Genomic DNA, 22946 nt, shown 5'->3' on the forward strand with positions numbered 1-22946 from the left:
TTTAGAAATGTTTTGTATTTAGTTGTATAACGAATTGTATTTTAGTTTTTTAAGAATAAAAAGAAATTTAAAAAATGGAACACATTAATTTTCTTGCTTTTGCAATGCCTGCTTTTTTTCTGTTTTTGTTTTTGGAATATAAGCTGGTTCAACACAAAAAGAAACCGGAAATTTTTAACTACGAAAGCTCGGTTTCAAATATTAGCATTGGTATCGCAGAGCGTTTAATTAATTTATTTATTGCAGCAAGTTTTTATCAGCTGTATTATTTTATATATAATAATTACAGACTTTTTGATATTCCAAGTAATATATTTGTTTGGTTTGCACTTATTCTCGCAACCGATTTTGTATGGTATTGGTACCATAGATTAGGACATGAAGTCAATTTTTTCTGGGCCGCACATATTGTGCACCATCATAGTGAGGAATTTAATTTTACAGCAGCAGCCAGAATAACTACTTTTCAGGCTATAATTAGAACTGGGTTTTGGTGCATACTTCCTTTTATAGGTTTTCACCCAACAATGGTAATTACGATGTTGATTGTTCACGGTGCATATTCCTTTTTTACACATACGCAGGTAATTGGCCGAATAAAGTGGTTGGAATATGTTTTTGTAACGCCTTCTGTTCACGGTGTACATCACGCTTCTGACGAAAAATATCTGGATAAAAACTATGGCGATATGTTTACGTTTTGGGATCGCCTTTTTGGAACTTTCCAGGAAGAAGAAGAAAAACCGAAATACGGTTTAACGCATCCATTAAAAAGTTATAGTTTTCTTTGGCAGCACTTTCATTATTATTTCGAGATATATGAATTATGGAAACGTTCAAAAGGTTTTAAAGCAAGGTGGAAAGCCGTTTTTGGAAGCCCTGCGCATATGGATCAGGATATTCGACCAACATTAGAAAAGCGCTTTCTGCAGGATAAAAGCAATCCGCATCAACGTTTGAGGTTTCGAAATTATCTTTACATTCAACTCGGAATCTGCACTTTAATTTTGACAGCTTTTACTTATTATTTTGATTTACTGGATATGTATGACAAAATTTTTGTTTTGTCGCTCATTATAATAACCTTAATCAATTGTGGTGCTTTACTAGAACAACGAAAATGGATTTATTATCTCGAGTATGCCCGCATTTTTATGATAACAACTTTCTTTTTATACGAAGAAAATTTGATGATATTTTTCTTTGTTCCGCTTGCGATAATGATTTTTGCAGAGCAGTTGTTTTCACTTAGTAAATTATATCAAAATACGATTTTGCAGTTGGAAACCGTGGAATAATAGTAGAGCAAAGACAAAAGAAAAGCGACACTTTGGATGTCGCTTTTTTTTCCTGCAAGGTTTTCAAAACCTTGTAGGTATAATTTTGAATATAAACACCTACAAGGTTTTGAAAACCTTGCAGGAGTCCTATACTTAAATAGTTTTAATTGCCATAATCTTTTCTTCAAAAGTATCTTTAAAATCAGATTTGCTTTTAATTCTGGTTTTGTACGTATAGATGGTAGCTACAGAAAGTTCCAGGAATTCGGCCATTTGACTACTATCCTGAATTCCCAAGCGGTAGAGTGCAAAAATTCTTAATTCGGTATTTAAAAGTTCACCTTTCTTGACAATGCATTTATGATCATTCGGAAATAAATTATTGAAGTCCGTTACGAAAGTAGGGAACAGTTTAAGGAAAATCTCGTCAAATTGATGGAAGAGATTTTCGCGTTCTTCCTTCACATTATAGCGCTTTAAACTCGCTATTACTTCATCTGTTTTTTTAGTAATGATTTTATGAAGTGTACTTTTCTGAATATGATCTATTTTGTTGATGAACGCCGAAGTAGCCTTTATAAAATAAGTAATGTATTCTTCTTTAATTGCATTTGCCTCGCTCAAGCTAATATTCATTTCCTGAAGTTGTGCATAAGACGAAGCCATAATTTTTCGGGCCTTATTTTTTTCTTTTAATTGTTTGAAAATGATAATCGAAAACAAAATAATAATGAACGTAAGTATGGTAAGAAGAATAATAATTCGCTCGAGTTTGTCATTTTTCTCTTTTACATTGTTTAATTGTGCTTTCTCTATAATAGGTAAAATGGATGAAATTTCGATTTTTCGATGTCTTGCATTATAGAAAGTAGCATCATCCATTGCAATATTTATATATTCATTGGCTTTATCCAAATAACCCATTTTAAAGAGTTCTGTGGCTAGATTTCGCAATGCAACAGTTTCTTTGGTAGCGTTTTTTACATCGGCAATAGCCGCAAGCGCAAGATATTGAATGGCCTTTTTAGTATAACCTCTTTCCGAATAAATATAACCAAGACTTGAGGTTGCGATTCCATAATAGTCGGCTGGCAGTTTATAATTGTTGATCCAATAACTGAAGGCAAATTCTGCACCGCGCCAATCTTGTTGTTTTAATCTTTTTAAGCTTTCGGCTGCCCAATATTCATTTGTGTTGGTTCCAATTAATTCTAAAGCTTTTTTCAGAAAATGATTTCCTTGCTGCACATAATGAATGTTAAAACGCTGATCCTTATTGTAATCGGCTAAATCGTAATAGGCACGGGCTTTTATTGAGTAATATTCGAACTTGTTTTTTTGATCCAGTTTTTGATCATTAATGATATCTAAAGTATCAATTGCTTCTTTAAATAAACCTGATGAAAGCAATACAAAACCTTCCTTAATACGACTTTTGGACAGATAAGTTGGGTTTTTTAGATCAATAGCTTTGATTTTGGCTTCTTCCAGATAATAGTAAGCGGAGTCATATTTGAAGGATTTATATTCATCAAACAACGACATATAGGTATTATACAGCTGCTCATTATTCTGACTAACCGTAAATTTTGATACATTTTTTTTTAAAGCTTCTATTTTTCGATATTTCTGTTTCAAGTAAATATCTTTTCTAAGGAGGACTTTATCTAATTCCTCTAAAACAGGATTCGTCTCTTTCGCAGTAAGAGAAAAACCTGCAATGAAAAAACATAGAATGAATATTCTTCGCATGTTTGGTTTTGGTTTAGGGTAAAAAAATTGTTTTGGTTTATTTGAGTTAATTCGTTTTTTATTTCGGGTATGCTTGAAAATTGTTGCTTGAGATTGCTTAAGGCTGTTCGAATTTTTAAATGTTAAAATTGTTCAAACTTCGTTAAGTTGCTCAAAAATAAGACTTAAATGTTAAAAGTGGTTTAATAATTTGCAATTATACAATAAAAACCACTTATATATATGCATAGTAAAAAAAATATCCAGTTTAATTTACATATTGTCATATTTACCATTATTTATTGACTATTTTTCATCTAAACAACACCTTGATTTTTTGAATTTCATCAAAAGTTTAATTTATTTATAATCAATTGATTACACAACTACAACGTTGTATTTAATCTTGATTTTTCTCAGATATTTTTTTTAAGATTTATTTAACGTCTAGTTTCGTTCTGTCTTTAATGAGACAAAAAAACTAACAAACAAACCACAAATTTATGAAATGTAAAAGTATTTATTGGTTAGCTGTTGTTATGTGTCTAATGGCCCTTGGCTGTGATAATACCGACGACGGAAGCTATGTTGCTCCAATTACCCTTTATGAAAAACTAAATGGAAACTGGGGATTAACAAACTTGAAAATGGTTGATGAAGTTGCGAAAGCAAACAAGATCGAACCAAACGAAGAAAACTTGAGTACGTACTTCAATTACGAGGATTTTAAAATTAAATTCAACGTAGATGAAAAGAACCAACCATCAAGTTATGAGGTTACAGGAGATGTTCCTCCTTTATTTGCGCCAAAAGGCTACTGGGCTTTAAGTTCAGACTTCCAGCCTACTAATTTGGGCGAGACAAAAATCTATTTGTATAGTGATGCTCAAAAAACACAAAAAACAGATGAGCTAAAATTATCATCAGTTCCAGGAAGCAATGAGGAATTAGAATTTCAGCTAATTCATTCATCTGGTGGTTCTCCATTTGTGTCTTATGTGTTTAAATTAAATGCTCTTAACTAAAAGTATTATGAAAAAATTTATATATACAATTTTACTAGCCCTTTTATTGGCTCCAAATTTTATTCAGGCACAGGAAGCCGCTGGAGCTGTAGGCAGTATGTCATCTTATCCTGTAGTTTACAAATATGATGAACAGGTGACCTGGTATTTTGATTTAAATGCAACGACTTTTGCAGAGACAGAAGATCTGTATATCTGGATTTGGTCGCCATCTGAACCGGATGCGGGCAACTGGGAAAATTCGTCGGATTTTGCTAAACTTAAATATGAAGGAAATAAAATCTGGAGTTTCACTTTAACGCCAACTCTTTATTTTTCTAAAACTCCGGAAGAAATTGCTGCAAGTGCAGGATTTTGGTTTCGTTTGAAAAATAAAAACGGATCAAAACAAAGTGATGTTGCAAATATGCCTTACACTGATTTCTCTTCTTTTTATACTTCAGGAGAATTATTCAGACCTTATCCAACAAAACCTTTAATCGATAAACCATTGAGTATAGTATTCAATTCGAATCTTATTCCAGCATTTGCAGGTACTCCAAGTGTGCATATGCATGCAGGTTTAAATAACTGGGCTATTCAGCAAATGTATGAGGCTGCGAAACCAGAGATTGCGGCTAAAACAAAATTAAAAGATTTAGGAAACGGTTTTTATAAAATGGATCTTATCCCTAAAGAATACTTCAATGCACCGGACGATTTCATCATGGAAAACATGAATTTTTTAATGGTTGCAGAGAATTGGACCGCAAATTCTGGAGATCAAATTATTTATGCAGGAGAATTTATTCCGCCGCCACCGCCAAGTTTCAGTTTTTTTCCAACGGTTATCAGTCAAAAAGATTTCCTTGGAATGTCTAGAAAAAACAATGAAGCGGGGGTAAACAAACTTCTTTATACCATTACGGCAGGAAGCAAAATAATATCTGGCGAATTTTCAGGAGGAACAGCGGAGATAAAAGGATTTGTCAATTTAGTTTCAGAGCTAAATGGTGTTCAAGGTCTTACAGAGATTCATGTTTTGGTAAAAGACAACAAAGACAAAACAATCTCTGATACCAACATTCCTCTTAAAACTTTAGACAAATAATTCACTATCAAATTAAAACATCAATTCTAATGAATAGTAAAAATAAAAAAATAGTCCTGCATCAAATGTGGACTACTAAAACTGCAGTATTCATGATTTTCATGCTTTTTCTTTCGGCAGGAATGTTTGCTCAAGATAAAAAGCAGATCTCAGGTACTGTGTATGACAATACAGGCACTGTATTGCCGGGAGCATCGGTAATTGAGGTGGGAACAAAAAATGCGACCACAACAGATTTTGACGGGAAATTTACTTTGACGGTAGCCGTAGGAGGTTCTATTGAAGTTTCTTTTATTGGATCAGCAACTCAAAAAGTTCAAATCACTTCAGCATCAAAAAATATTGATGTTCGCATGCAAAATGATGGATATCAATTGGCTGAAGTACAGGTTGTAGCGGTTGGTTACGGAACTCAAAAGAAATCAGATTTAACAGGAGCAATTTCAACTGTAAAAGCTGATGATTTGGTAAAAGGAACAATTTCTTCTACAGAGCAAGTTTTACAAGGAAAAGTAGCAGGTTTAAATGTTATTCGTCCTTCTGGTGATCCAGCGGCGGGTTCTACTTTGAGACTTCGTGGAGGAACTTCGTTAACAGCAAGCAACAACCCTTTAATCGTAGTTGACGGAATTGCAGGTGTTGATATCAACATTGTGCAGCCTTCAGATATTAAAACGGTTGACGTTTTAAAAGATGCTTCAGCAACTGCAATTTACGGTTCTAGAGGAGCAAACGGAGTTATTATTATTACAACAAAATCAGGTACAAAAGGTGTTTCTGTTACGTATAGCGGCTTATCAAGTATTGGGTATGTAAACGATAATTTAGATCTTTTGTCAGCAAATCAATGGAGAAATTATGTTCGCCAAACGGGAAACAAAGATGCAATTGATTATGGTGCAAATACAGATTGGCAAAAAGCAATCGAGCAAACAGCAATTTCGCAATCACATACTTTGACAATCAATTCTGGTAAAGCGGACAGCGGTTTTAGAACTTCACTTTCATACTTAAACAATGAAGGAGTTATTAAAAATTCTGGTTTAGAAAGACTTAGCGGAAACATTAATGCATATCAATATCTTGGAGATAATAAAGATGTGAAATTTGATATGGGATTATTTGCTAATATCGATAAATGGCATCCAATTGATTACAGGATTTTTGAATATGCTTACAACCTGAATCCAACAATTCCGGTTTATACGCCAAGTGGAGAATTTTCATCTGTAGCGCTTAATCAGTACTTCAATCCAGTTGAACTTTTAACAAACAGAACGGTTGATAATGAAAGACACAGACTTTTAGGTTATTTTAAAACGGAAGTTAAATTTTTGAATGATTTCCTAGCTGTTGCTAATATTTCTTTAGAACATAATGCAGTTAAGGGAGGTACTTATAAACCAAGTTATGCAGTTCTGGAAGGAGCTACAGAAGGCGGTTATGCTCAAAGAACATATGCTGAATACACAAATGCGCAAGGCGAACTTTATGTGAATTACAATAAAGTAATCGACAAACATACTATCAGCGCCCTTGGAGGATATTCTTATTTAGAAAATATTTACGAAGGTTTTGGAGCGCAAAGAAGTGGTTTTGTAACAGATGCTTTTAGCTACAATAATTTAGGTGCAGGTTACAAATATCGTTTAGGTGATGTGTATTCGTATAAAGGAAAATCAAATTTGGTTTCATTTTATGCTCGTGCAAATTATTCATATGACGGAAAATATTTGCTGACTGCAACAGTAAGAAGAGACGGTTCTAGCCGTTTTGGAGAAAACAACAAATGGGGAACTTTCCCGTCAGCTTCTGTGGCTTGGAAAATTTCAAATGAAGGATTTATGGATTCGACAAAAGGCTGGCTTGATAATTTAAAATTGAGAGTTGGTTATGGTGTAACGGGTAATCAAGACGGAATTGGAGAGTACAAATCGCTTTCTATTTTAGGAGTTGGAAACGACAGTTATTACGATCCAGTTACAGGAACTTGGAGTTTGGCTTATTCGCCACAACAAAACCCAAACCCTGATTTGAAATGGGAATCTACTAAACAATTAAACATTGGTTTTGATTTTACGCTTTTCAACAGAATTTCTGGTTCATTTGAGTGGTATTCTAAAAACACAGAGGATTTATTATACACTTACGAAGTGCCGCAGCCACCTTATTTAGTTGGAACTATGTTGGCAAACGTTGGTGAAATGTCAAACAAAGGAGTTGAGCTTACTTTGAATGCTGATATCATCAAAGGAGAAAAATTCAATTGGAATGCTAATTTGACTCTTGGTCACAACGTTCAAAAAATTGAAAAACTTTCGAATCCAACCTATAAAACAGATGTTATTTACAGCGGTTCATTGCACGGTTTAGCAGGTATGTCTGGACAATATTCTCAAATTATTGCTGAGGGTTATCCTGTTGGAACTTTCTGGGGTTTCAAAAATGCAGGACTTGATTCAACTGGAAAAATTCAATATTACAACGCAGCAGGAACTATTGTTCCGGAAAGTGCTTTAGTTGATGCTGATAAAACAGATTTAGGAAATATTCAGCCAGATTTGACATTAGGTATCGGAATGAACTTTTCATACGGAAACTTCGATCTAGGATTCAGTGGTTACGGAATGTTTGGACAAAAAGCATTAAATGCAACAAACATGATGCTTAACGATCCAAACAGATTACCAGCTTATAATGTTCCGGATGATTTCTTAGGAAGCGGCATTACATCAGCTCCTAAATATTCTGATTACTGGATTGAAGATGCTTCTTTCTTTAGATTACAAACGCTTACAGTTGGGTATACTTTACCATTAAACTTGAAAGATTCTAAACTTAGACTTTATTTAATGGGAGAAAATCTTTTTGTAGTTACAAGTTATAAAGGGGTTGATCCGGAGATTGGTTTAAATGCACAAAATGGAGTAAATGGTGTTATTGATCAAACAGGTTTAGCATCTCCAGGAATTGACAGATATAACAACTATCCTAGACCAACAACAATTTCGGTTGGATTAAACTTTACGCTGAATAAATAAGCGATTAACTCAAAAATAAAACAAATGAAAATCAAAATAACAGCAGCAATATTGATGAGCATGCTTTTTACGATATCATGTACAGATTTAAGTGAAGATTTATATGATAAAGTAGAGGATGGAAATTTTGGAAATACTTCCAAAGAAGTTGATGCATTAGTTGGAGGAGCTTATTCTTCTTTAAGAGGATTTGCTGACGGAATATCAAACAATTATCCAACTTGTGAATATGTATTCTTTTTAAATGAAACCGTTTCTGATGAAGCGACTATTCCAACAAGAGGTTCAAACTGGTACGATGGAGGACAATATCAGGATGCGCAAACACATCACTGGAAAGCAGATAATCGTATGATTCTTTCGGCTTGGCGTTACAATTATACCGGAATTGCAAAGATCAATTCGATCATTTATCAAATCGATAAATCATCTTTGTCGGACACTTCAAAAGCACCAATTTATGCTGAATTAAAAGCGTTAAGAGCGTATTATTATTACAATCTTTTGGATTTATTTGGAAATGTGCCAATCGTAACTGATTTCGAAGACACATCACTTCCATCAAATTCTACAAGAAAACAAGTGTATGATTTTGTTGAAAAAGAACTTACAGACGCTATTCCACATTTAAATGCAAATGTGGTGTATTCTAAAATGACAAAAAATGTCGCTTACTCTTTATTGGCAAGGTTATATCTAAACTCTGAAGCTTTTATTGGTACAGCACGTTGGCAGGATTGTTTAGACATGTGTCAAAAAATTTCAGGTTATTCATTAGCGCCAGATTTCTTTGCAAATTTCGCTACTGAAAATCAAAAATCACCAGAAATTATTTTCGCAATTCCTTACGATTCAAAAGCAGGAACTGTTGGAAATTACATGAATTCAATGTCTTGTCATTACTTGCATAAATTAACCGTTTCTGCAACTGCAGATTATCCTTGGAGTGCAAACGGAATGTGTGCACAGCCTGGAGTTTACTCTGCTTTTGCTGACACAGATAAAAGAAAAAAATGTATGGTTGCCGGAGATCAGATCAATCTAGCTACAGGACAGGTTATTATTATGGATAACGGTGAAAAACTGACTTATACTGAGCATGTTAATAGTGTTACTGATGCTAAAGAAAATGAAGGTGTTCGTTTAGGCAAATACGAAATGAAAGAAGGAGAAACCTGGGAACGTGATCATGATTTAGTAGTAATTCGTTATGCTGAAATTTTAATGATGCAAGCAGAATGTTATGTTCGCCTTGGATCTCCAGATTTAGCAAAACCATTTTTACAACAAGTAACTTCACGCGCCGGTGCAGAACTGCCAGCAACAATTGATTTGCATTTTATAGATCAGGAGTTACTTCGTGAGTTTACTTTTGAAGGAAGAAGAAGAACAGACAATATTCGTTTTGGTACATTCTTCCTGCCATGGTGGGAAAAAGGTGATACGGAGAAATACAGAGCAATTTTCCCTATTCCAAGTACAGTTTTATCGACAAATGCAAATTTGAAACAGAATCCGGGATATCCTGTAAATTAGGTTTCTGAATGTCAGTCTTCCATGTTGGTTAGTCGTGGAAGGCTGACATATTTATAAAATGAGAATATCTGAATGGCTTCAATTTTAATGAAAATAAAAAAACAAACATCAATATGAAAAGATATATCACATTATTGTTTTTTGGGATAATGAATATTGTAGTCGTTTCTGGATGCAGTAGCGATGACAAAACTCCGGAAAAACCTGTAGAACCAGAAGTGCTTGTACCTGTTGCAATTGAAAAAACAAACAGTACTAAAATTTACGTTCATTATATGCCTTGGTTTGAAACCAATGAAAGCAGTGCCGATAAAAAATGGGGATACCATTGGACGATGGCAAACAAAAATCCAAACACTATAGGAGCAAATAACCGCAGGGAGATTGCATCTTATTATTACCCGCTTATTGGCCCTTATCATTCGGGAGATAAAAATGTGATCGAAAATCATTTGTTATTGATGAAATATTCAGGAATTGATGGCGTCTTGATCGATTGGTACGGCACGTACGATGTCAACGATTATAGAATGGTAAAAGAAAACACAGAACAGCTTATTGCTATGCTGGATAAAGTAGGTTTAGAATATGCAATTGTATATGAAGACAGAGTGACCAAAAATGTAGTAGATGCCGGAAAAGCTATTTCGGTAACAAGCGCTGCAAAAACAGATTTGGCTTACCTGCAAACCAATTGTTTTTCTGATGCCAATTATATCAAAGTAAACGGAAAACCGCTCCTTCTTAATTTTGGACCAATTGTATTGCAAACTCCAGCCGAATGGACTAGCGTTTTTAATACTTTAACCACAAAACCTGCTTTTTTAACGCTTTGGGATCAATCTGTAGAAGCTGGAGAAAATGCTTCCGGAGAATATGCCTGGGTATATAAAAACAGCACTTATCTGACTAATTTCTATACCAATACAAAGCCAAAACTTGCTGTAGCGATGGGAAGTGCTTATCCTGGTTTTAAAGATTTTTATGCCGAAGGAGGCGGAGGAGCAGCGATTGGATGGACCATTGATCATAACAATGGTGCAACACTCGATGAAACACTTACTCTGGCTAAAAATGCAAATCTGAGTTATCTACAGCTTATTACATGGAATGACTTTGGAGAAGGAACAATGTTTGAACCAACAGTAGAATTTGGATATAGTTTTATTGAAAAAGTAAAAACATTTGCCGGTGTAAAAAATACCGAAAGTGTTTTTCCGGAAATAAGCAAATTATACAATCTGAGAGTAGAAAAGAAAGGCGATGCCGCTGTTCAGAATAAACTGGATCAGGCTTTTAATTATTTTGTTTCTATGCAACCGGCAAAAGCAAAACAATTAATAAACGAAATAAAATAAGAGTTGTAATTAATACAATTAAATAATGAAAAACATAAAATATAGATACTGCCTGATTGCTTTTGCTTCGCTATTGCTTTGCGCCTGTAGTACTAAAAAAACATACAAAATCAGTTCTCCGGGAAAAAATACCGAATTGGTTTTTGATTTAACAGCTTCCGGACAGCCTCAATATAGTTTTACTTCGAATGGAAAATCGGTAATTGAGCCTTCTTTGTTGGGATTTGAATTTCAGGGAATCCAAAAAATGACAGAAGGTTTTGAAGTCGTTTCCACGGAAGAAAAAACGGCTGATGAAACCTGGGAACAACCTTGGGGTGAATTCAAAAAAGTCAGAGATCATCACAACGAACTGATTGTTCATTTGAAAGAATCAAAAGGCGATGAGCGTCTGGTTGATATTATTTTCAGGGTTTTTGATGATGGAGTTGGTTTTAGATATTTCTTTCCAAAACAGCCTCATTTAGGTAAAGTGAAAATTTCGAATGAGATTACACAGTTCACGTTTAAATCGGATAATGATGTTTGGTGGATTCCGGTGCACCGAGAAAACAGCTATTACGAAAGTACGTATCGCAAAACGGCAATTAGTAAAACAGATACAATTAATACTCCGGCAACTTTTGAAACAAAAGAGAAATTGTATGTTGCCATTCACGAAGCCAACCTAACCGATTTTGCCTCAATGACACTTTTAAAAACGACTGATAAACAGTACAAAAGTGACCTTGTGCCTTGGGCTGATGGTGTAAAAGTCTATGCTGAAACACCTTTTCAGACGCCATGGAGAACGATTGTAGTTGGAAAAACACCTGGTGAAGTGGCTACTTCAACGATTATGCTGAATCTAAATGATCCATCAAAAATTGAAGATCTTTCCTGGATTACACCTTCAAAATATATTGGAATTTGGTGGGGAATGCATTTAGAGAAATTCACTTGGGGCCAAGGACCAAAGCATGGCGCAACCACTAAAAACACAAAAGAGTACATAGATTTTGCTGCGAAAAACAATTTTGACGGTGTTCTGGTAGAAGGCTGGAACGAAGGTTGGGACGGCGACTGGACGGCTGACGGAACTGCCTTTAGTTTCGTAAAAGCATATCCTGATTTTAATTTGGAAGAAATCACGAAGTATGCTGCCATGAAAAATGTTCGTTTAATTGGTCATCATGAAACGGCTGGTGCTTCAAAACATTATGAAAGTCAGTTGGAAGATGCTTTTAGACTGTATCAAAAAATGGGTGTTAATTCTGTGAAAACTGGATATGTAAATAAATATCTGGATAAAAAAGAATGGCATGATAGTCAATATGGAGCGCGTCATTACAGAAAAGTAATCGAAACTGCTGCCAAATATCACATAATGATTGATAATCATGAACCAATGAAAGGAACGGGTATACAGCGTACTTATCCTAATTTTATGTCACAAGAGGGCGGAAGAGGGCAAGAGTACAACGCTTGGTCTGCAGATGGCGGAAATACTCCGGAGCATTTGACGACTTTACCGTTTACAAGAATGCTTTCTGGTCCGTTTGATTATACACCGGGGAATTTCAATTTTGATTATAAAACACCTTCGGGAGCGAAAGTTCAGACTACTTTGGCGAATCAGTTGGCGTTGTATGTTATTATTTTCAGTCCGCTTCAAATGGCTTCAGATTTGCCTGAAAATTATGTTGGCAAACCGGAATTTCAATTTATAAAAGATGTTCCGTGTACATGGTCTGATACTAAAGTTTTGGATTCAAAAATTGGAGAATACACAACAATTGTCCGTAAAGATTGGGATGAGAAAAACTGGTATTTGGGTTCTATTACCAATAGAGAAGCCAGAGATCTTAAAGTTCCATTATCTTTTCTGGATGCAGGAAAAGAATACGAGGCCGAAATTTATGCCGACGGAGAAGGAGCAAATTATAAGAATAATCCATATCCTGTAACAATATCAAAACAAAAAGTAAACAATAAATCGATAATAAATATCAAATTGGGTGCTGGAGGAGGAACAGCTATAAAATTTTCTCCAATTGAGAAATAAGTAAAAATTATTTTGAGTTAAGTTAAGTTTGAGTTGAATGAGCCCGATTTCTTTTTAAAGATTTCGGGCTTGTTTTTTGTTTAAAGTTTCAGGTTTAAAGTTTAATGTTTAACCGCAATCCCGATAGCTATCGGGAGCAAAGTTTTTTTGTCAAGATTACGCTCATAAACACAAAGTTCGCAAGGCTTTGTGTAAAAACTTTGCGAACTTTGCGTAATTCTTTGCGTGCTTTGTGGTTAAAAAAAACTTAGTCCCGAAGCCTCGGGATAGCATCTTAGTGTCTTAGCAACTTTATTTATGAAGCTGAATGTGTTTTCCAAAAGAATAAGTCAAAGCAATTGTTGGTCCATTGTAACCCCATTTAAAGAAGCCGTTTAGTCTTTCTTTTTGAGCATCTACTCTGATGTTTAAACCCGTATATCCAGCTGTTATACTGAAATTTTTATACAAATTATATAACACAGACAAGTTGTAACTCAAGATACGTCCGTCGATATCATTTACTTTTATGGCGAAGTAATTGAAGTTAGCATAAAGTCCCACTTTTTTTCCTAATACAAATTCTCCCCATATTCCAAGATCCGGAAGTGGCGCAGTTACGCCAAAGTCATCATTATAGGAAAGCTGTTGGGTTTGCCCTTCAAGACTTAAACCTACATCTACTAGCATAACGTGTGCACCTATTAAGGCACCAATTTCATACTTTGGTTTCGATACAAAAGCGTAACCGTAATATATTCTAATAATCTGATTGTCTAGAAATGCTGATACTCTTGCATCTACTGGATAAGTATGATCACCAAATTCGATCTCTTTTTGAAGGACTTTTGTTGAATTTCTATTCAAATAAAAATATTCGGTTCCAAGTCTTGATCTTCGTGAAATACGCCATTCAAAAGCAGCAGTAAATGATTCACTACTTTTATTAAATCCGAGATCTTTTTCAAAATCAATCATATTTCCAAAATCACCATTATTGCTTCCGACTTCAACTTGTGTGTTGTTTACGGGAAAAAATGCACCGGCGGTGAATTTGAATCGTCTTGCATGCCAGGGTAAATCCTCAGGATCGTAATTCTGAAGTTCTTCAGAATCATTTTGCAGGGCGGGTAAGGTTTCTTTTGGAATTTCTGCTACAGTTTGAGCCTGAACAGACAGCCAAGAGAAATAAACTATCATAAAACAAAACAAATTTTTCATCGGATTTAATTTTAAAGTTTTTGATATTTTTTTAACACTTAAAGTTAACAAAAAAAATCATTCATTTAAATTTTTGCCAATTATTATTTGCTCAATTTCTTTGATTATCAGTTTGATATGTTTTGTGGTGAATTTGAAGATCCTGAAATTTCTAATGAAAACGGAACTGCGTGAGTGATAGGAGCAGGCTGCCGAAGCAGCGCGGATAGCACGACAGCATCCCGATAAGAGGGCGTATAAGTGTGTAGTAATTTGCCCTCTTATTGGGATGGTGGCACGCCCAAATGATTTTAAATTCTAGATTTTAGATTTTGAAAACTGTTGCCTGAAGAACATGCGAAAAAATTCACAATTCACAATTCATAATTTACAATTAAAAATCAAACTCTATTATAATCTGCTTTCCAGTGTACGATTGCTTTTTTGATGGAATCTCCATTTAGATTGTTTTTTAGCGCATCTTCAATCAAGGGCAATAATTCATTGTCGGGCGCAAATCGCAACGCAAAAATTTGATCGTCTGTAAGTTTGTATTCAAATTCTTCGAGTCTTTTTCCGGTCAATGTAAAATAGCGGTAACGAAGTTCTAAGCGAATGATTCGGTTTTGTAAAGTCAATGCATAATGCTGGCGCAACATATAAGCTGTAAAAAACAGAAAAATGAAACATAGACTTATAAAAGTCCAAATGAGCGCATCCTCGGTTGTAAAGGCAAAATAAATGCTGGTTGCAAGCAATAAAGATAAAACCGGATAGAAAATAAAATGGTGGGGAATGTAAAACCGAATATGGTTGTAGTATGTTTGAATTTTCATATGGAGAAGTTTGCATAAAGTTAAAAAAAAAGAAAGCTACCCTAAATAATTAGAATAGCTTTTTTTCTCAAAAATAAACTAACATAACCAATGTTTCTTTTATAATGTAAACTTGCTCAAGTTTAATTAGTAATCTCATTTGCAAAAAGCCTTCTCTCATCATTACTCAGTGTTGTAATGGCTTTAATTTCTTGATGTAAAATTATAACAGAAGCACCGCTGTTGTGTTATATTTTTTCAATCAAATGTTATAGGATTCCAATATGAGTAGAAAACTTCGGAAAAATTGTAGTTACAAAGTTTTGATAATTTCCCATTCTTCAAGTTTGAACTGAAAGCTTTTACTGGCGTTTGCAGGACTTGTAGATGGTAGTGTTATCAGTTTATAAGATGGGTTTACGGTTACATATTTTTTAAAAAAAGCTGCCGCCTTTTGTCCGTTAAATAATATTGTTTTGATATTAGGATGTTGCAAAAGAAAGGTTTCAAAATCATTAGCGATTTCGTTTTTAATAGCGCTGTCTAAACTTCCAATTCTGTCGCAATATTCGAGTACGTCCCATAATGCTATTTTGTTTTTTAATAAAAGCTTTTTTCTGGTTTCATAATCGGTTGAAAAGGTTTCGTTGAAGATATTGAAAAGAAATTTCCAAAAGTTATTCTGATTGTGTCCATAATATTGATTGAGTTCTAAGGATTTTGTACCAGGCATTGTACCTAAAATCAATATGGTAGAATTGGATGCACTTATTGGGGCAAAAGAAACACTTTTCATTTTTTTTTGAATTAAGAATTTGTCTTTTTGAGTTAAAAATATCATTTATAAGTAATTATAAAACAAATGACGAAAATTATATAACATTTTTGGTCTGTGATTGAACGAACTTTGAAATCTCGCTTTTTCAGTGCTTTTCTACTTTTAATAACTGAAACAGAATTATAAAATTATCGAATTAAAATTTACATACCATGAAAATCGTTACTATACATTCAGAGAAAATTAAAAATATATTTGAGGAATTGAACACCAACTTCGACGGAAAAGTAAATTTTGATATCGACGAATATTCACTCGAAGTCAATACTAATTTTGCAAAAGGTTCTATTGTAGGCGCTTCTATAAACGACAATATTTCATATGTTCAGTTTGATATGACTTTTTCATCAGACCTGCGATTGGAAGTTAAAAACGGAAATACGTCACCAATATATTTTGCCTATTGTTCCAAAGGAAATCTGACGCACAGTTTCGGAACAGGAAACGAGAGAAAAGTAGAAAGGTATCAAACGGCAATTCTGACTTCAAAAATGAACAAGGATAATATATTGTTTTTTGAAAAGGATAAAAACACAAAATTTACAATCATAATTGTTGGGCAGGAAGCTGAAAAACAACAAACGAATTCATTGAGCCAAATGGTGCGAGAAACATTTCTTCAGGAAAGTATGGAAGAAGAATTTTTCTATGCCGGTTCGTACAATTTGAAGATTGCCGAGAAGATCGAACAACTAAATGCCATTACACAAACCGGAATCGTTAGAAGTTTACTCAAAGAAGGTATTTTGAGAATTATTCTTGCGATGGAAATTCAGCAACATACAGACGATTTGAACGCATTTTCGAAAGAAACAAACTGTCTGACCTTACGCGAAATGGAAGAAATAAAAGAGCTTTCGGAAGCTATAAAAGCAAATCCGGAAGAAGCTTTTACTATAAAATCGCTGAGTAAAAAATCAGGATTATCTCCAAATAAACTTCAGGAAGGTTTTAAAATGATTCACAATAGAACTGTAAATGATTACATCACACATATGCGTGTCTTAAAAGCAGAAATCTTAATCAGAACTTCCGATTTAAATATCTCAGAAATTGTGTACTGCATTGGTTTTACAAGCAGAAGTTACTTCTCTAAAATCTTCAAACAAAAGTTCAACTGCAGCCCAAAGGAATATAAATTTAATTTGAATCCGTTTGCGATAACAGCTTAAAGGAAGTTTCTAAGTTTCTAAGATTCTAAGATTCTGAGATTCTGAGACTCTTAGTTTTTTGTTTACAGAATCTTAAATTATTTCAAGAATGTCGTTAGCTACTAAAGCTTCAATATATAAGTTGACAAGGCCAGAAATAGTAAGACTAAGAAAATAAAACTTAGTATCTCAGAATCTTAGCAACTAAAAAAAATCTTTTGCAAAAAAGATTTTTTTTATACATTTGCATAACTGGTTATATAATTAATTATAATATGGAATTTTTTGATAAAGTAGGCAAAGCGGCTATAGGAAGTCGTTTGCGTTTAATGACGGCAATTATTACAGATGATGCTTCAAAAATTTATGAGCTTTATGGTGTAGATTTTGTGCCAAAGTGGTTTCCTGTATTTTATACGCTTACAGAGGACAGAGAACTGACTATTACGGAAATTGCTAATGAAATTGGACATTCACAGCCATCTGTAAGTAAGATTATTCAGGAAATGATTAGTGCAGGAATCATCAAAGAAAGTTTGAAAACAGAAGACAAGAGAAAGAATAATGTGGTTTTGACTGAGAAAGGACTTTCGCTTTCGCAGAAAATTAAGCAGCAATTGAAAGATATTGATGTAGCTGTCGATGGTTTAATTTCTGAATCCAAACATAATCTTTGGGCCGCGCTTGAAGAATGGGAATTTTTATTGGCACAAAAGTCAATGTTTAAAAGAGTGAGCGATCAGAAGAAAATCCGCGAAAGCCAAAATGTCAAAATTGTAGCCTTTGAACCGAAGTATAAAGAAGCTTTTAAAGCATTAAATGTAGAATGGATTTCTACTTATTTTGAAATGGAACCTGCCGATTATAAAGCGCTTGACAATCCGGAAGAGTATATTTTAAATAAAGGAGGAAAAATTCTCGTTGCCTTATATGACGATGAACCTGTAGGTGTTTGTGCCCTAATAAAAACAAATAACCCGGAATATGGTTTTGAAATGGCAAAAATGGCCGTTTCGCCAAAAGCACAAGGAAAAAACATTGGATGGTTATTGGGACAAGAAATCATTAAAACCGCAAAAGATCTCGGCGCAAAAAAGATATATCTGGAAAGCAACACGATCCTAAAACCGGCTATAAACTTATATTACAAAATGGGTTTTGAAAAAGTCTTTGGCTTAGAAACACCTTATAAACGATGTAATATTCAGATGGAGTTGGTTCTTTAAAAGGGACAAAGTTGCAAAGTTACAAAGTTACAAAGGGACAAAGGATTAAAAAACTTTGCAACTTTGTCCCTTTGTCCCTAAAAAAAAAACTCACCTTCCAAATCGATAATACTCTAAATCCAGATTGGGTTTATTGTTTATGGAATCGAGAATAGAATTCATTCCGATTGCGCTGAATGTGATTCCGTTTCCTCCGAAACCTAATACATAATGTTCATTTTTATTGGGATCGGGTTTTCCAAAATAAGGCAAACCATCTTTGGTTTCACCAAAAGTTCCCGCCCAGGAATAGTCCAGTTTGAAATTGAAATCGGGGAACCTTTTTTTAAACTGTTTTAAAAGAAAGATTTCTTTTTTGGGAATTAATTTGTCGCGTCTTTTTGGATCTGTAAATTCTTCGTCTCCACCGCCCATAATTATTCGGTTGTCGTCTGTTGTTCTAAAATAAAAGTAAGGAGATGAGGTATCCCAAAAAATAGCATTTTTAAAAGCAGCAGGCAAATTCGGAACACTTTCAGATGCGATGGCGTAAGTACTTTTAAGATCAACTACTTTTTCAGTCAGAGATTCGGTGCTTTCATAACCCGTACAATGAATTATATGATCAGCCGTAATAGTGAATTTGTTTTCAGTATGCGCTACGCATTTGTCTTTTGTATATTGAATAGAAGTAATGTTGGTTCGGTCGAAAATCTGTGCGCCTTTTTTTTGGCAGTATTGCAGTAAATCCTGGGCCAGTTTATACGGATCCATAACAGCTGCAGTTTTAGATTCTATTGCAGCAAGTGCGTTTAGTCCCAGTTTTTTTAAATCATATTTGGACAACCAATTGACATCAAAACCGTTTTCTTTTCGGCTTTTAAATTCATTTTTCAAATAGGGTAAATCTTTCTGAACAGCACTGTAATAGATACTTTTTTTAAATTCAAATCCGCAGTCACTTTTTATGTCATCTGAGATTTTCCTTAAATCGAATATTGCTTTTTTTCCGTTCATATAACTATCAACAGCGCATTCTTTGCCTCTTAGTTTAATAAGTTCATGAAGCGGAATATCAACTTCGTATTGCAATAAAGCAGTGCTTGCAGCCGTACTTCCGTTGCAGACATCCCGGCGGTCAACCAGAATTATTTTTCTTCCTTCATTAATTAACTTGTAGGCAATCAAAGCGCCGGTAATACCTGCACCAATAATTAAAATTGCGGCATTACAGTCTTCATCGATAGAAGGATAACTCGTATTCATCGGATTCTTTAAAGGCCAAAAAGGTTCTGTTGATCGTAGTTTCATTTTTTTGCGGTATTTCGGGCTGTTGAAGTCGGTTTTTTACTATTCTTTTTACTGCTTCTGTTTTTATCTTTTCGCTCATGTTGATCGTGCGCTTCGGCAATAGAATGTGACGTCCTGATCGATTCATCCTTTTTGGCTAGTTCACCCAGTCTTCGGTAATATTTCTGAATAATGACCATTTCTTCTTCTGTCAGATTTTCAATATCAACTAAACTATTACTGGAATATTCGCTTGACGCCACCAATTCATTCAGCTTAAGCTGAATAGCAAGTGAATCCTTGTTTTGTGCTTTCTGAATTAAGAAAACCATCAAAAAGGTAATAATCGTAGTACCGGTATTAATAACCAGTTGCCAGGTTTCTGAATAATCGAAAATTGGACCCGAAACCGCCCAAGCCACTACAATCAGAAAAGCGCCTATAAAAGCAGTGGTGCTTCCGGCTGCTTTTGAAACATTGGTAGCAAACTTTTCAAAAGCATTGCTGTTATTTTGTTTTTTTGTTTTCATCTGATTTTGATTTTTTTGCTTTGCTAACCTTTTCTTCTTTTATTACTTTATTGTTTTTTTCGTCGTAAACAGCATCGTCAATTTTTTGACCTGTTTTACTGAAAATTTTTATTTTAGGCGCTTCATGTGTTCCCGTAATTACGATTGGAAAACCAACTATCCCAAAAGGAGGAAGTCCAAGACGCATTCGCAAATCCAGAAGACCGTCAAAGCTGCTGGTACCTTTTATAGTTGGTTTGAAACTAGCAACTGAAAACGTAAAAGGTTCAATATGAATTAAGTTATTATCAATATTAGATTTGATCTCGATCCCTTTCAAATTAGGATCATCCAATCCTTTTTGTCCAGTTTGCGAACTGATTCCATCAAATAATTTCAAACCTTTTATTTTGACGTCGCGAAGATTTATGGTTCCTGCTCCTTCAAGAGATTCGTAAATTGGTCCCATATTTCCGTTTAGATCGCCTTTGATTTTATAATCAACAGAAATAATTCCCTGTGCTTTTTCAGCAACGGTTACCATATCATGAAACATCGGAATTTCTTTGTAAGCGCGTTGTACACTAAAGTCTTTTGCTGTGAAATGAGCATCAAATCGCGCTGCGGTTGGAGATTCGTCTTTGTATGCAGCGTCAATTCCTAAAATGCAGTCAATGATATTGAAAGTCGTATTTTCAAGGAAAAAGCCTCCTTTTGCAATACCCACTTTTCCTGAAAGTTTGTTTAAAACTAATCCGTTGTATTCTACTTTATCTGCATTTGCAGTCAAAGCAACATTTAGATTTTTAGGAACAATTACTACGCCGCTCATTTTCGGATGATCTTCTTTGGCGTATTCTACCTGAAGATTTCGGTCTTTATTTTCACCCTTTTCCAAAGCCATAAATTCATCAACATTAATCAGTTTCGATTTCATGTTGAAGTTTCCGCTCAGTGTTCCGTGCGATTCAAGAAAATAATTGATTGTATTTAAGAGATAACCGTTGATATCAAAATCTGATTTTCCATAAGTAGCATTGAACTTCTCAAACCACATTTTTTCATTTTGAAAACGGAAATTTCCTTGTTTTATAAAAAAGGCTTTCGGAAATAATTCGGAAGTTGCTTTAATGTTTTTAAGCAAAATTGTTCCGCGATTATCCAATTTGTCGTATTGCCCGTTTGTCGCATAACTTTGTTTTCCTTTCAGCGAAAGATCTGCTTTTGCATAACCCGTAACATCAACACCTTTTCTTGAAAATACCTGATAAATTCGGCCAACATTCAATTCTCCTTTGATTTTTGCATTATAAGCCAAATCATTAAAATCGGATAAAGTCGCATTGATGTACATAGGATTTCCTTCGAAAACAAAAGATGCCGGCGCAACAGCAACAATCAAATCCTGATAGGTTCCGGCTTTGTTAAGCACATTGGCGACAAAAGTAATATCGGTAATTGGGTTAGGATAGGAGTCAGTTTTTAACCAGCCATTTCGAAGCGAAATTCCGCCAATTGTTTTTGGAAACAGTTTTTTTGAAGTACTAAATAATCCTTTTGCCTGAATGTTGGTTTTTAATATTCCTTTTAGTTCAAGACTATTCAAACCCAAAGCGGCATCGACAACGGCGAGATCCAGAGCACCTTTTACACTAGCATCAATATTCATTTCGCTCAAACCTTTGCTGCGTAAATAAGCATTGAAATAATCTTTTTCGCCCACTTTAAATTGAAGCGTTCTTAGGTTTACCAATAATTTTTCGGGATCTAATGAAGGCAAAAGGGCATTTAAATCCATTTGAAAATCTTTTAAAGGAACGGGCGCGTTTTTGTAATTTACTGCACCATTGCCCACTTTCAAATTAAAAGCCAAATTGGGTTTTTGCTTTTTGGCAACATTATAATTTCCTTTAAAACTAAGCACTAAATCACTTCTTCCGGAAATTTCTGTTTTTTCGAGCCAGGTTAAATATTCGGGAGGCATGACAGATAATAAATCTTTGACTGTAGTATTTTCAGATGCCGCTTTGATATTGATTTTGTAACCGTCACGAAGAATGGTGAAAAGACCGGTAAATTTTAAAGGAAGTTTATTAATCTGCAGTTCGTTTTTTTGTAAAATAAAAGAAAGCGCATGCGTATTGATTCGTGTAATTAAGTCGGCACTCACTTTTTTTCTTCTTAAATAACCGGTGCGATCATAATAGAAATCCAGATTGTCAATTTTTGCATTTGTATTTAAATCAAAAATATCATCACTAAGATTTCCTTTTCCGACATAATTTAAACCGTTGGCGTCAATTAGAATTTTTGCCGAACGGTCATTGTACTTAACATGACAGTTTTTAAGGTCAATTCTTTCCAATCGGATTGCAGTTCCTTCTTCGGGCGCATTAGGATCATTTTTTTCGTTTTTTCGATCTTCCGGCGCGATATAAATGTTGTAATTGGCTTGTCCTTTTTCGTTTACCATTACATTTATCAACGCATCAGATACGTATAATTTATTGATTTTAACTTCATTGTCAAAAATCAATCTTTTGAGATTTATTCCAAAAGCAACCTGATCGGCTTTTAATAAAGTATCATTGCTGAAAGGTGCCGAACCAGTCATAGACAAATCATCTAATGAAACTGTCAGCGAAGGGAAATGTGTAAAAAAGGAAAGTTTAGATTTAGAAAAATCCAATTTGGTATCGAGTCTTTCATTGGCAATTTTTTTGACTTCCGAGGCAATTTTTCCGGGGAATAGTAATGGAAGCAAAAATAGTAATAGCAGTATTCCTGCTATTACTATTCCCGTCCATTTAAGGATTTTTAGGCTTATATTTTTAGACGATTTCATGGCATTTAT

General features: G+C 34.4%; 16 protein-coding genes. 9 read left to right on the plus strand and 7 right to left on the minus strand.

The window, feature by feature from the left end; genetic code table 11:
- Nucleotides 1-74 precede the first annotated feature (74 nt).
- Complete coding sequence (locus BD847_RS14815) at nt 75-1298, plus strand: sterol desaturase family protein (protein WP_115889053.1); 1224 nt, start codon at nt 75-77, stop codon at nt 1296-1298.
- 135 nt (nt 1299-1433) lie between these two features.
- Here BD847_RS14815 and BD847_RS14820 read toward each other — a convergent pair whose 3' ends face one another.
- On the minus strand, nt 1434-3032 hold the full coding sequence (locus tag BD847_RS14820) for a DUF6377 domain-containing protein (RefSeq protein ID WP_115889054.1): 1599 nt from the start codon (nt 3030-3032) through the stop codon (nt 1434-1436).
- Nucleotides 3033-3514: 482 nt separating this feature from the next.
- On the opposite strand from BD847_RS14820, the gene BD847_RS14825 reads away from it, so the two are divergent.
- From BD847_RS14825 to BD847_RS14850, 6 genes are all read left to right on the plus strand, one after another.
- Nucleotides 3515-4036 (plus strand): DUF5004 domain-containing protein, encoded by a 522-nt coding sequence (locus BD847_RS14825; protein WP_115889055.1) that lies wholly within the window; start codon nt 3515-3517, stop codon nt 4034-4036.
- A gap of 7 nt (nt 4037-4043) precedes the next feature.
- Nucleotides 4044-5126, plus strand: a complete 1083-nt coding sequence (locus BD847_RS14830; protein WP_115889365.1) for a hypothetical protein — start codon at nt 4044-4046, stop codon at nt 5124-5126.
- Nucleotides 5127-5155: 29 nt separating this feature from the next.
- Nucleotides 5156-8167, plus strand: a complete 3012-nt coding sequence (locus tag BD847_RS14835) for a SusC/RagA family TonB-linked outer membrane protein (protein WP_115889056.1) — start codon at nt 5156-5158, stop codon at nt 8165-8167.
- Between the two features lie 24 nt (nt 8168-8191).
- Nucleotides 8192-9703: a RagB/SusD family nutrient uptake outer membrane protein gene (locus BD847_RS14840; RefSeq protein ID WP_115889057.1), complete on the plus strand. Its 1512-nt coding sequence runs from the start codon at nt 8192-8194 to the stop codon at nt 9701-9703.
- A gap of 113 nt (nt 9704-9816) precedes the next feature.
- The gene (locus BD847_RS14845; RefSeq protein ID WP_115889058.1) at nt 9817-11061 is read left to right on the plus strand and encodes a glycoside hydrolase family 71/99-like protein; all 1245 of its coding nucleotides are present in this window, start codon (nt 9817-9819) and stop codon (nt 11059-11061) included.
- A gap of 25 nt (nt 11062-11086) precedes the next feature.
- The gene (locus BD847_RS14850; protein WP_115889059.1) at nt 11087-13105 is read left to right on the plus strand and encodes a glycoside hydrolase family 97 protein; all 2019 of its coding nucleotides are present in this window, start codon (nt 11087-11089) and stop codon (nt 13103-13105) included.
- 291 nt (nt 13106-13396) lie between these two features.
- On the opposite strand, the gene BD847_RS14855 is transcribed toward BD847_RS14850, so the two are convergent.
- The 3 genes from BD847_RS14855 to BD847_RS14865 all read right to left on the minus strand — a co-directional run bounded on the left by BD847_RS14855 (nt 13397) and on the right by BD847_RS14865 (nt 15895).
- Nucleotides 13397-14305 carry a hypothetical protein gene (locus BD847_RS14855; RefSeq protein WP_115889366.1) on the minus strand — a complete coding sequence of 303 codons (909 nt, stop codon included), beginning with the start codon at nt 14303-14305 and terminating at the stop codon, nt 13397-13399.
- A gap of 380 nt (nt 14306-14685) precedes the next feature.
- Nucleotides 14686-15120, minus strand: coding sequence for a DUF6526 family protein (locus tag BD847_RS14860; RefSeq protein WP_115889060.1), 435 nt, complete (start codon nt 15118-15120; stop codon nt 14686-14688).
- A gap of 292 nt (nt 15121-15412) precedes the next feature.
- Entirely contained in the window at nt 15413-15895 is a 483-nt protein-coding gene (locus BD847_RS14865) for a DNA-deoxyinosine glycosylase (RefSeq protein ID WP_115889367.1), read from the minus strand.
- Nucleotides 15896-16089: 194 nt separating this feature from the next.
- Between BD847_RS14865 and BD847_RS14870 the strand changes: the two genes are divergently transcribed.
- On the plus strand, nt 16090-17109 hold the full coding sequence (locus tag BD847_RS14870; RefSeq protein ID WP_115889061.1) for a helix-turn-helix domain-containing protein: 1020 nt from the start codon (nt 16090-16092) through the stop codon (nt 17107-17109).
- A gap of 254 nt (nt 17110-17363) precedes the next feature.
- Complete coding sequence (locus BD847_RS14875; protein ID WP_115889062.1) at nt 17364-18314, plus strand: bifunctional helix-turn-helix transcriptional regulator/GNAT family N-acetyltransferase; 951 nt, start codon at nt 17364-17366, stop codon at nt 18312-18314.
- A gap of 90 nt (nt 18315-18404) precedes the next feature.
- Here BD847_RS14875 and BD847_RS14880 read toward each other — a convergent pair whose 3' ends face one another.
- From BD847_RS14880 to BD847_RS14890, 3 genes are read right to left on the minus strand one after another with little or no spacing between them, the layout of a single operon-like run.
- Nucleotides 18405-19604, minus strand: a complete 1200-nt coding sequence (locus tag BD847_RS14880; RefSeq protein WP_115889063.1) for an NAD(P)/FAD-dependent oxidoreductase — start codon at nt 19602-19604, stop codon at nt 18405-18407.
- Entirely contained in the window at nt 19601-20113 is a 513-nt protein-coding gene (locus tag BD847_RS14885) for a low affinity iron permease family protein (RefSeq protein ID WP_115889064.1), read from the minus strand. Before BD847_RS14885 ends, BD847_RS14880 begins: the two co-directional genes overlap by 4 nt.
- Nucleotides 20091-22937, minus strand: a complete 2847-nt coding sequence (locus tag BD847_RS14890) for an AsmA-like C-terminal region-containing protein (protein ID WP_115889065.1) — start codon at nt 22935-22937, stop codon at nt 20091-20093. Before BD847_RS14890 ends, BD847_RS14885 begins: the two co-directional genes overlap by 23 nt.
- Between the last annotated feature and the right edge of the window lie 9 nt (nt 22938-22946).

This window comes from Flavobacterium cutihirudinis, assembly GCF_003385895.1.
Lineage (GTDB): Bacteria > Bacteroidota > Bacteroidia > Flavobacteriales > Flavobacteriaceae > Flavobacterium > Flavobacterium cutihirudinis.

What these genes read in the sequence shown, in the direction of transcription:
- BD847_RS14860 (WP_115889060.1), bottom strand. Translation starts at nt 15,120, where the DNA reads ATGAAAATTCAAACATACTACAACCATATTCGGTTTTACATTCCCCAC.
- BD847_RS14820 (WP_115889054.1), bottom strand. Translation starts at nt 3,032, where the DNA reads ATGCGAAGAATATTCATTCTATGTTTTTTCATTGCAGGTTTTTCTCTT.
- BD847_RS14845 (WP_115889058.1), top strand. Translation starts at nt 9,817, where the DNA reads ATGAAAAGATATATCACATTATTGTTTTTTGGGATAATGAATATTGTA.
- BD847_RS14875 (WP_115889062.1), top strand. Translation starts at nt 17,364, where the DNA reads ATGGAATTTTTTGATAAAGTAGGCAAAGCGGCTATAGGAAGTCGTTTG.
- BD847_RS14825 (WP_115889055.1), top strand. Translation starts at nt 3,515, where the DNA reads ATGAAATGTAAAAGTATTTATTGGTTAGCTGTTGTTATGTGTCTAATG.
- BD847_RS14865 (WP_115889367.1), bottom strand. Translation starts at nt 15,895, where the DNA reads ATGAAAAGTGTTTCTTTTGCCCCAATAAGTGCATCCAATTCTACCATA.
- BD847_RS14840 (WP_115889057.1), top strand. Translation starts at nt 8,192, where the DNA reads ATGAAAATCAAAATAACAGCAGCAATATTGATGAGCATGCTTTTTACG.
- BD847_RS14855 (WP_115889366.1), bottom strand. Translation starts at nt 14,305, where the DNA reads ATGAAAAATTTGTTTTGTTTTATGATAGTTTATTTCTCTTGGCTGTCT.
- BD847_RS14885 (WP_115889064.1), bottom strand. Translation starts at nt 20,113, where the DNA reads ATGAAAACAAAAAAACAAAATAACAGCAATGCTTTTGAAAAGTTTGCT.
- BD847_RS14870 (WP_115889061.1), top strand. Translation starts at nt 16,090, where the DNA reads ATGAAAATCGTTACTATACATTCAGAGAAAATTAAAAATATATTTGAG.
- BD847_RS14850 (WP_115889059.1), top strand. Translation starts at nt 11,087, where the DNA reads ATGAAAAACATAAAATATAGATACTGCCTGATTGCTTTTGCTTCGCTA.
- BD847_RS14880 (WP_115889063.1), bottom strand. Translation starts at nt 19,604, where the DNA reads ATGAAACTACGATCAACAGAACCTTTTTGGCCTTTAAAGAATCCGATG.
- BD847_RS14830 (WP_115889365.1), top strand. Translation starts at nt 4,044, where the DNA reads ATGAAAAAATTTATATATACAATTTTACTAGCCCTTTTATTGGCTCCA.
- BD847_RS14890 (WP_115889065.1), bottom strand. Translation starts at nt 22,937, where the DNA reads ATGAAATCGTCTAAAAATATAAGCCTAAAAATCCTTAAATGGACGGGA.
- BD847_RS14815 (WP_115889053.1), top strand. Translation starts at nt 75, where the DNA reads ATGGAACACATTAATTTTCTTGCTTTTGCAATGCCTGCTTTTTTTCTG.
- BD847_RS14835 (WP_115889056.1), top strand. Translation starts at nt 5,156, where the DNA reads ATGAATAGTAAAAATAAAAAAATAGTCCTGCATCAAATGTGGACTACT.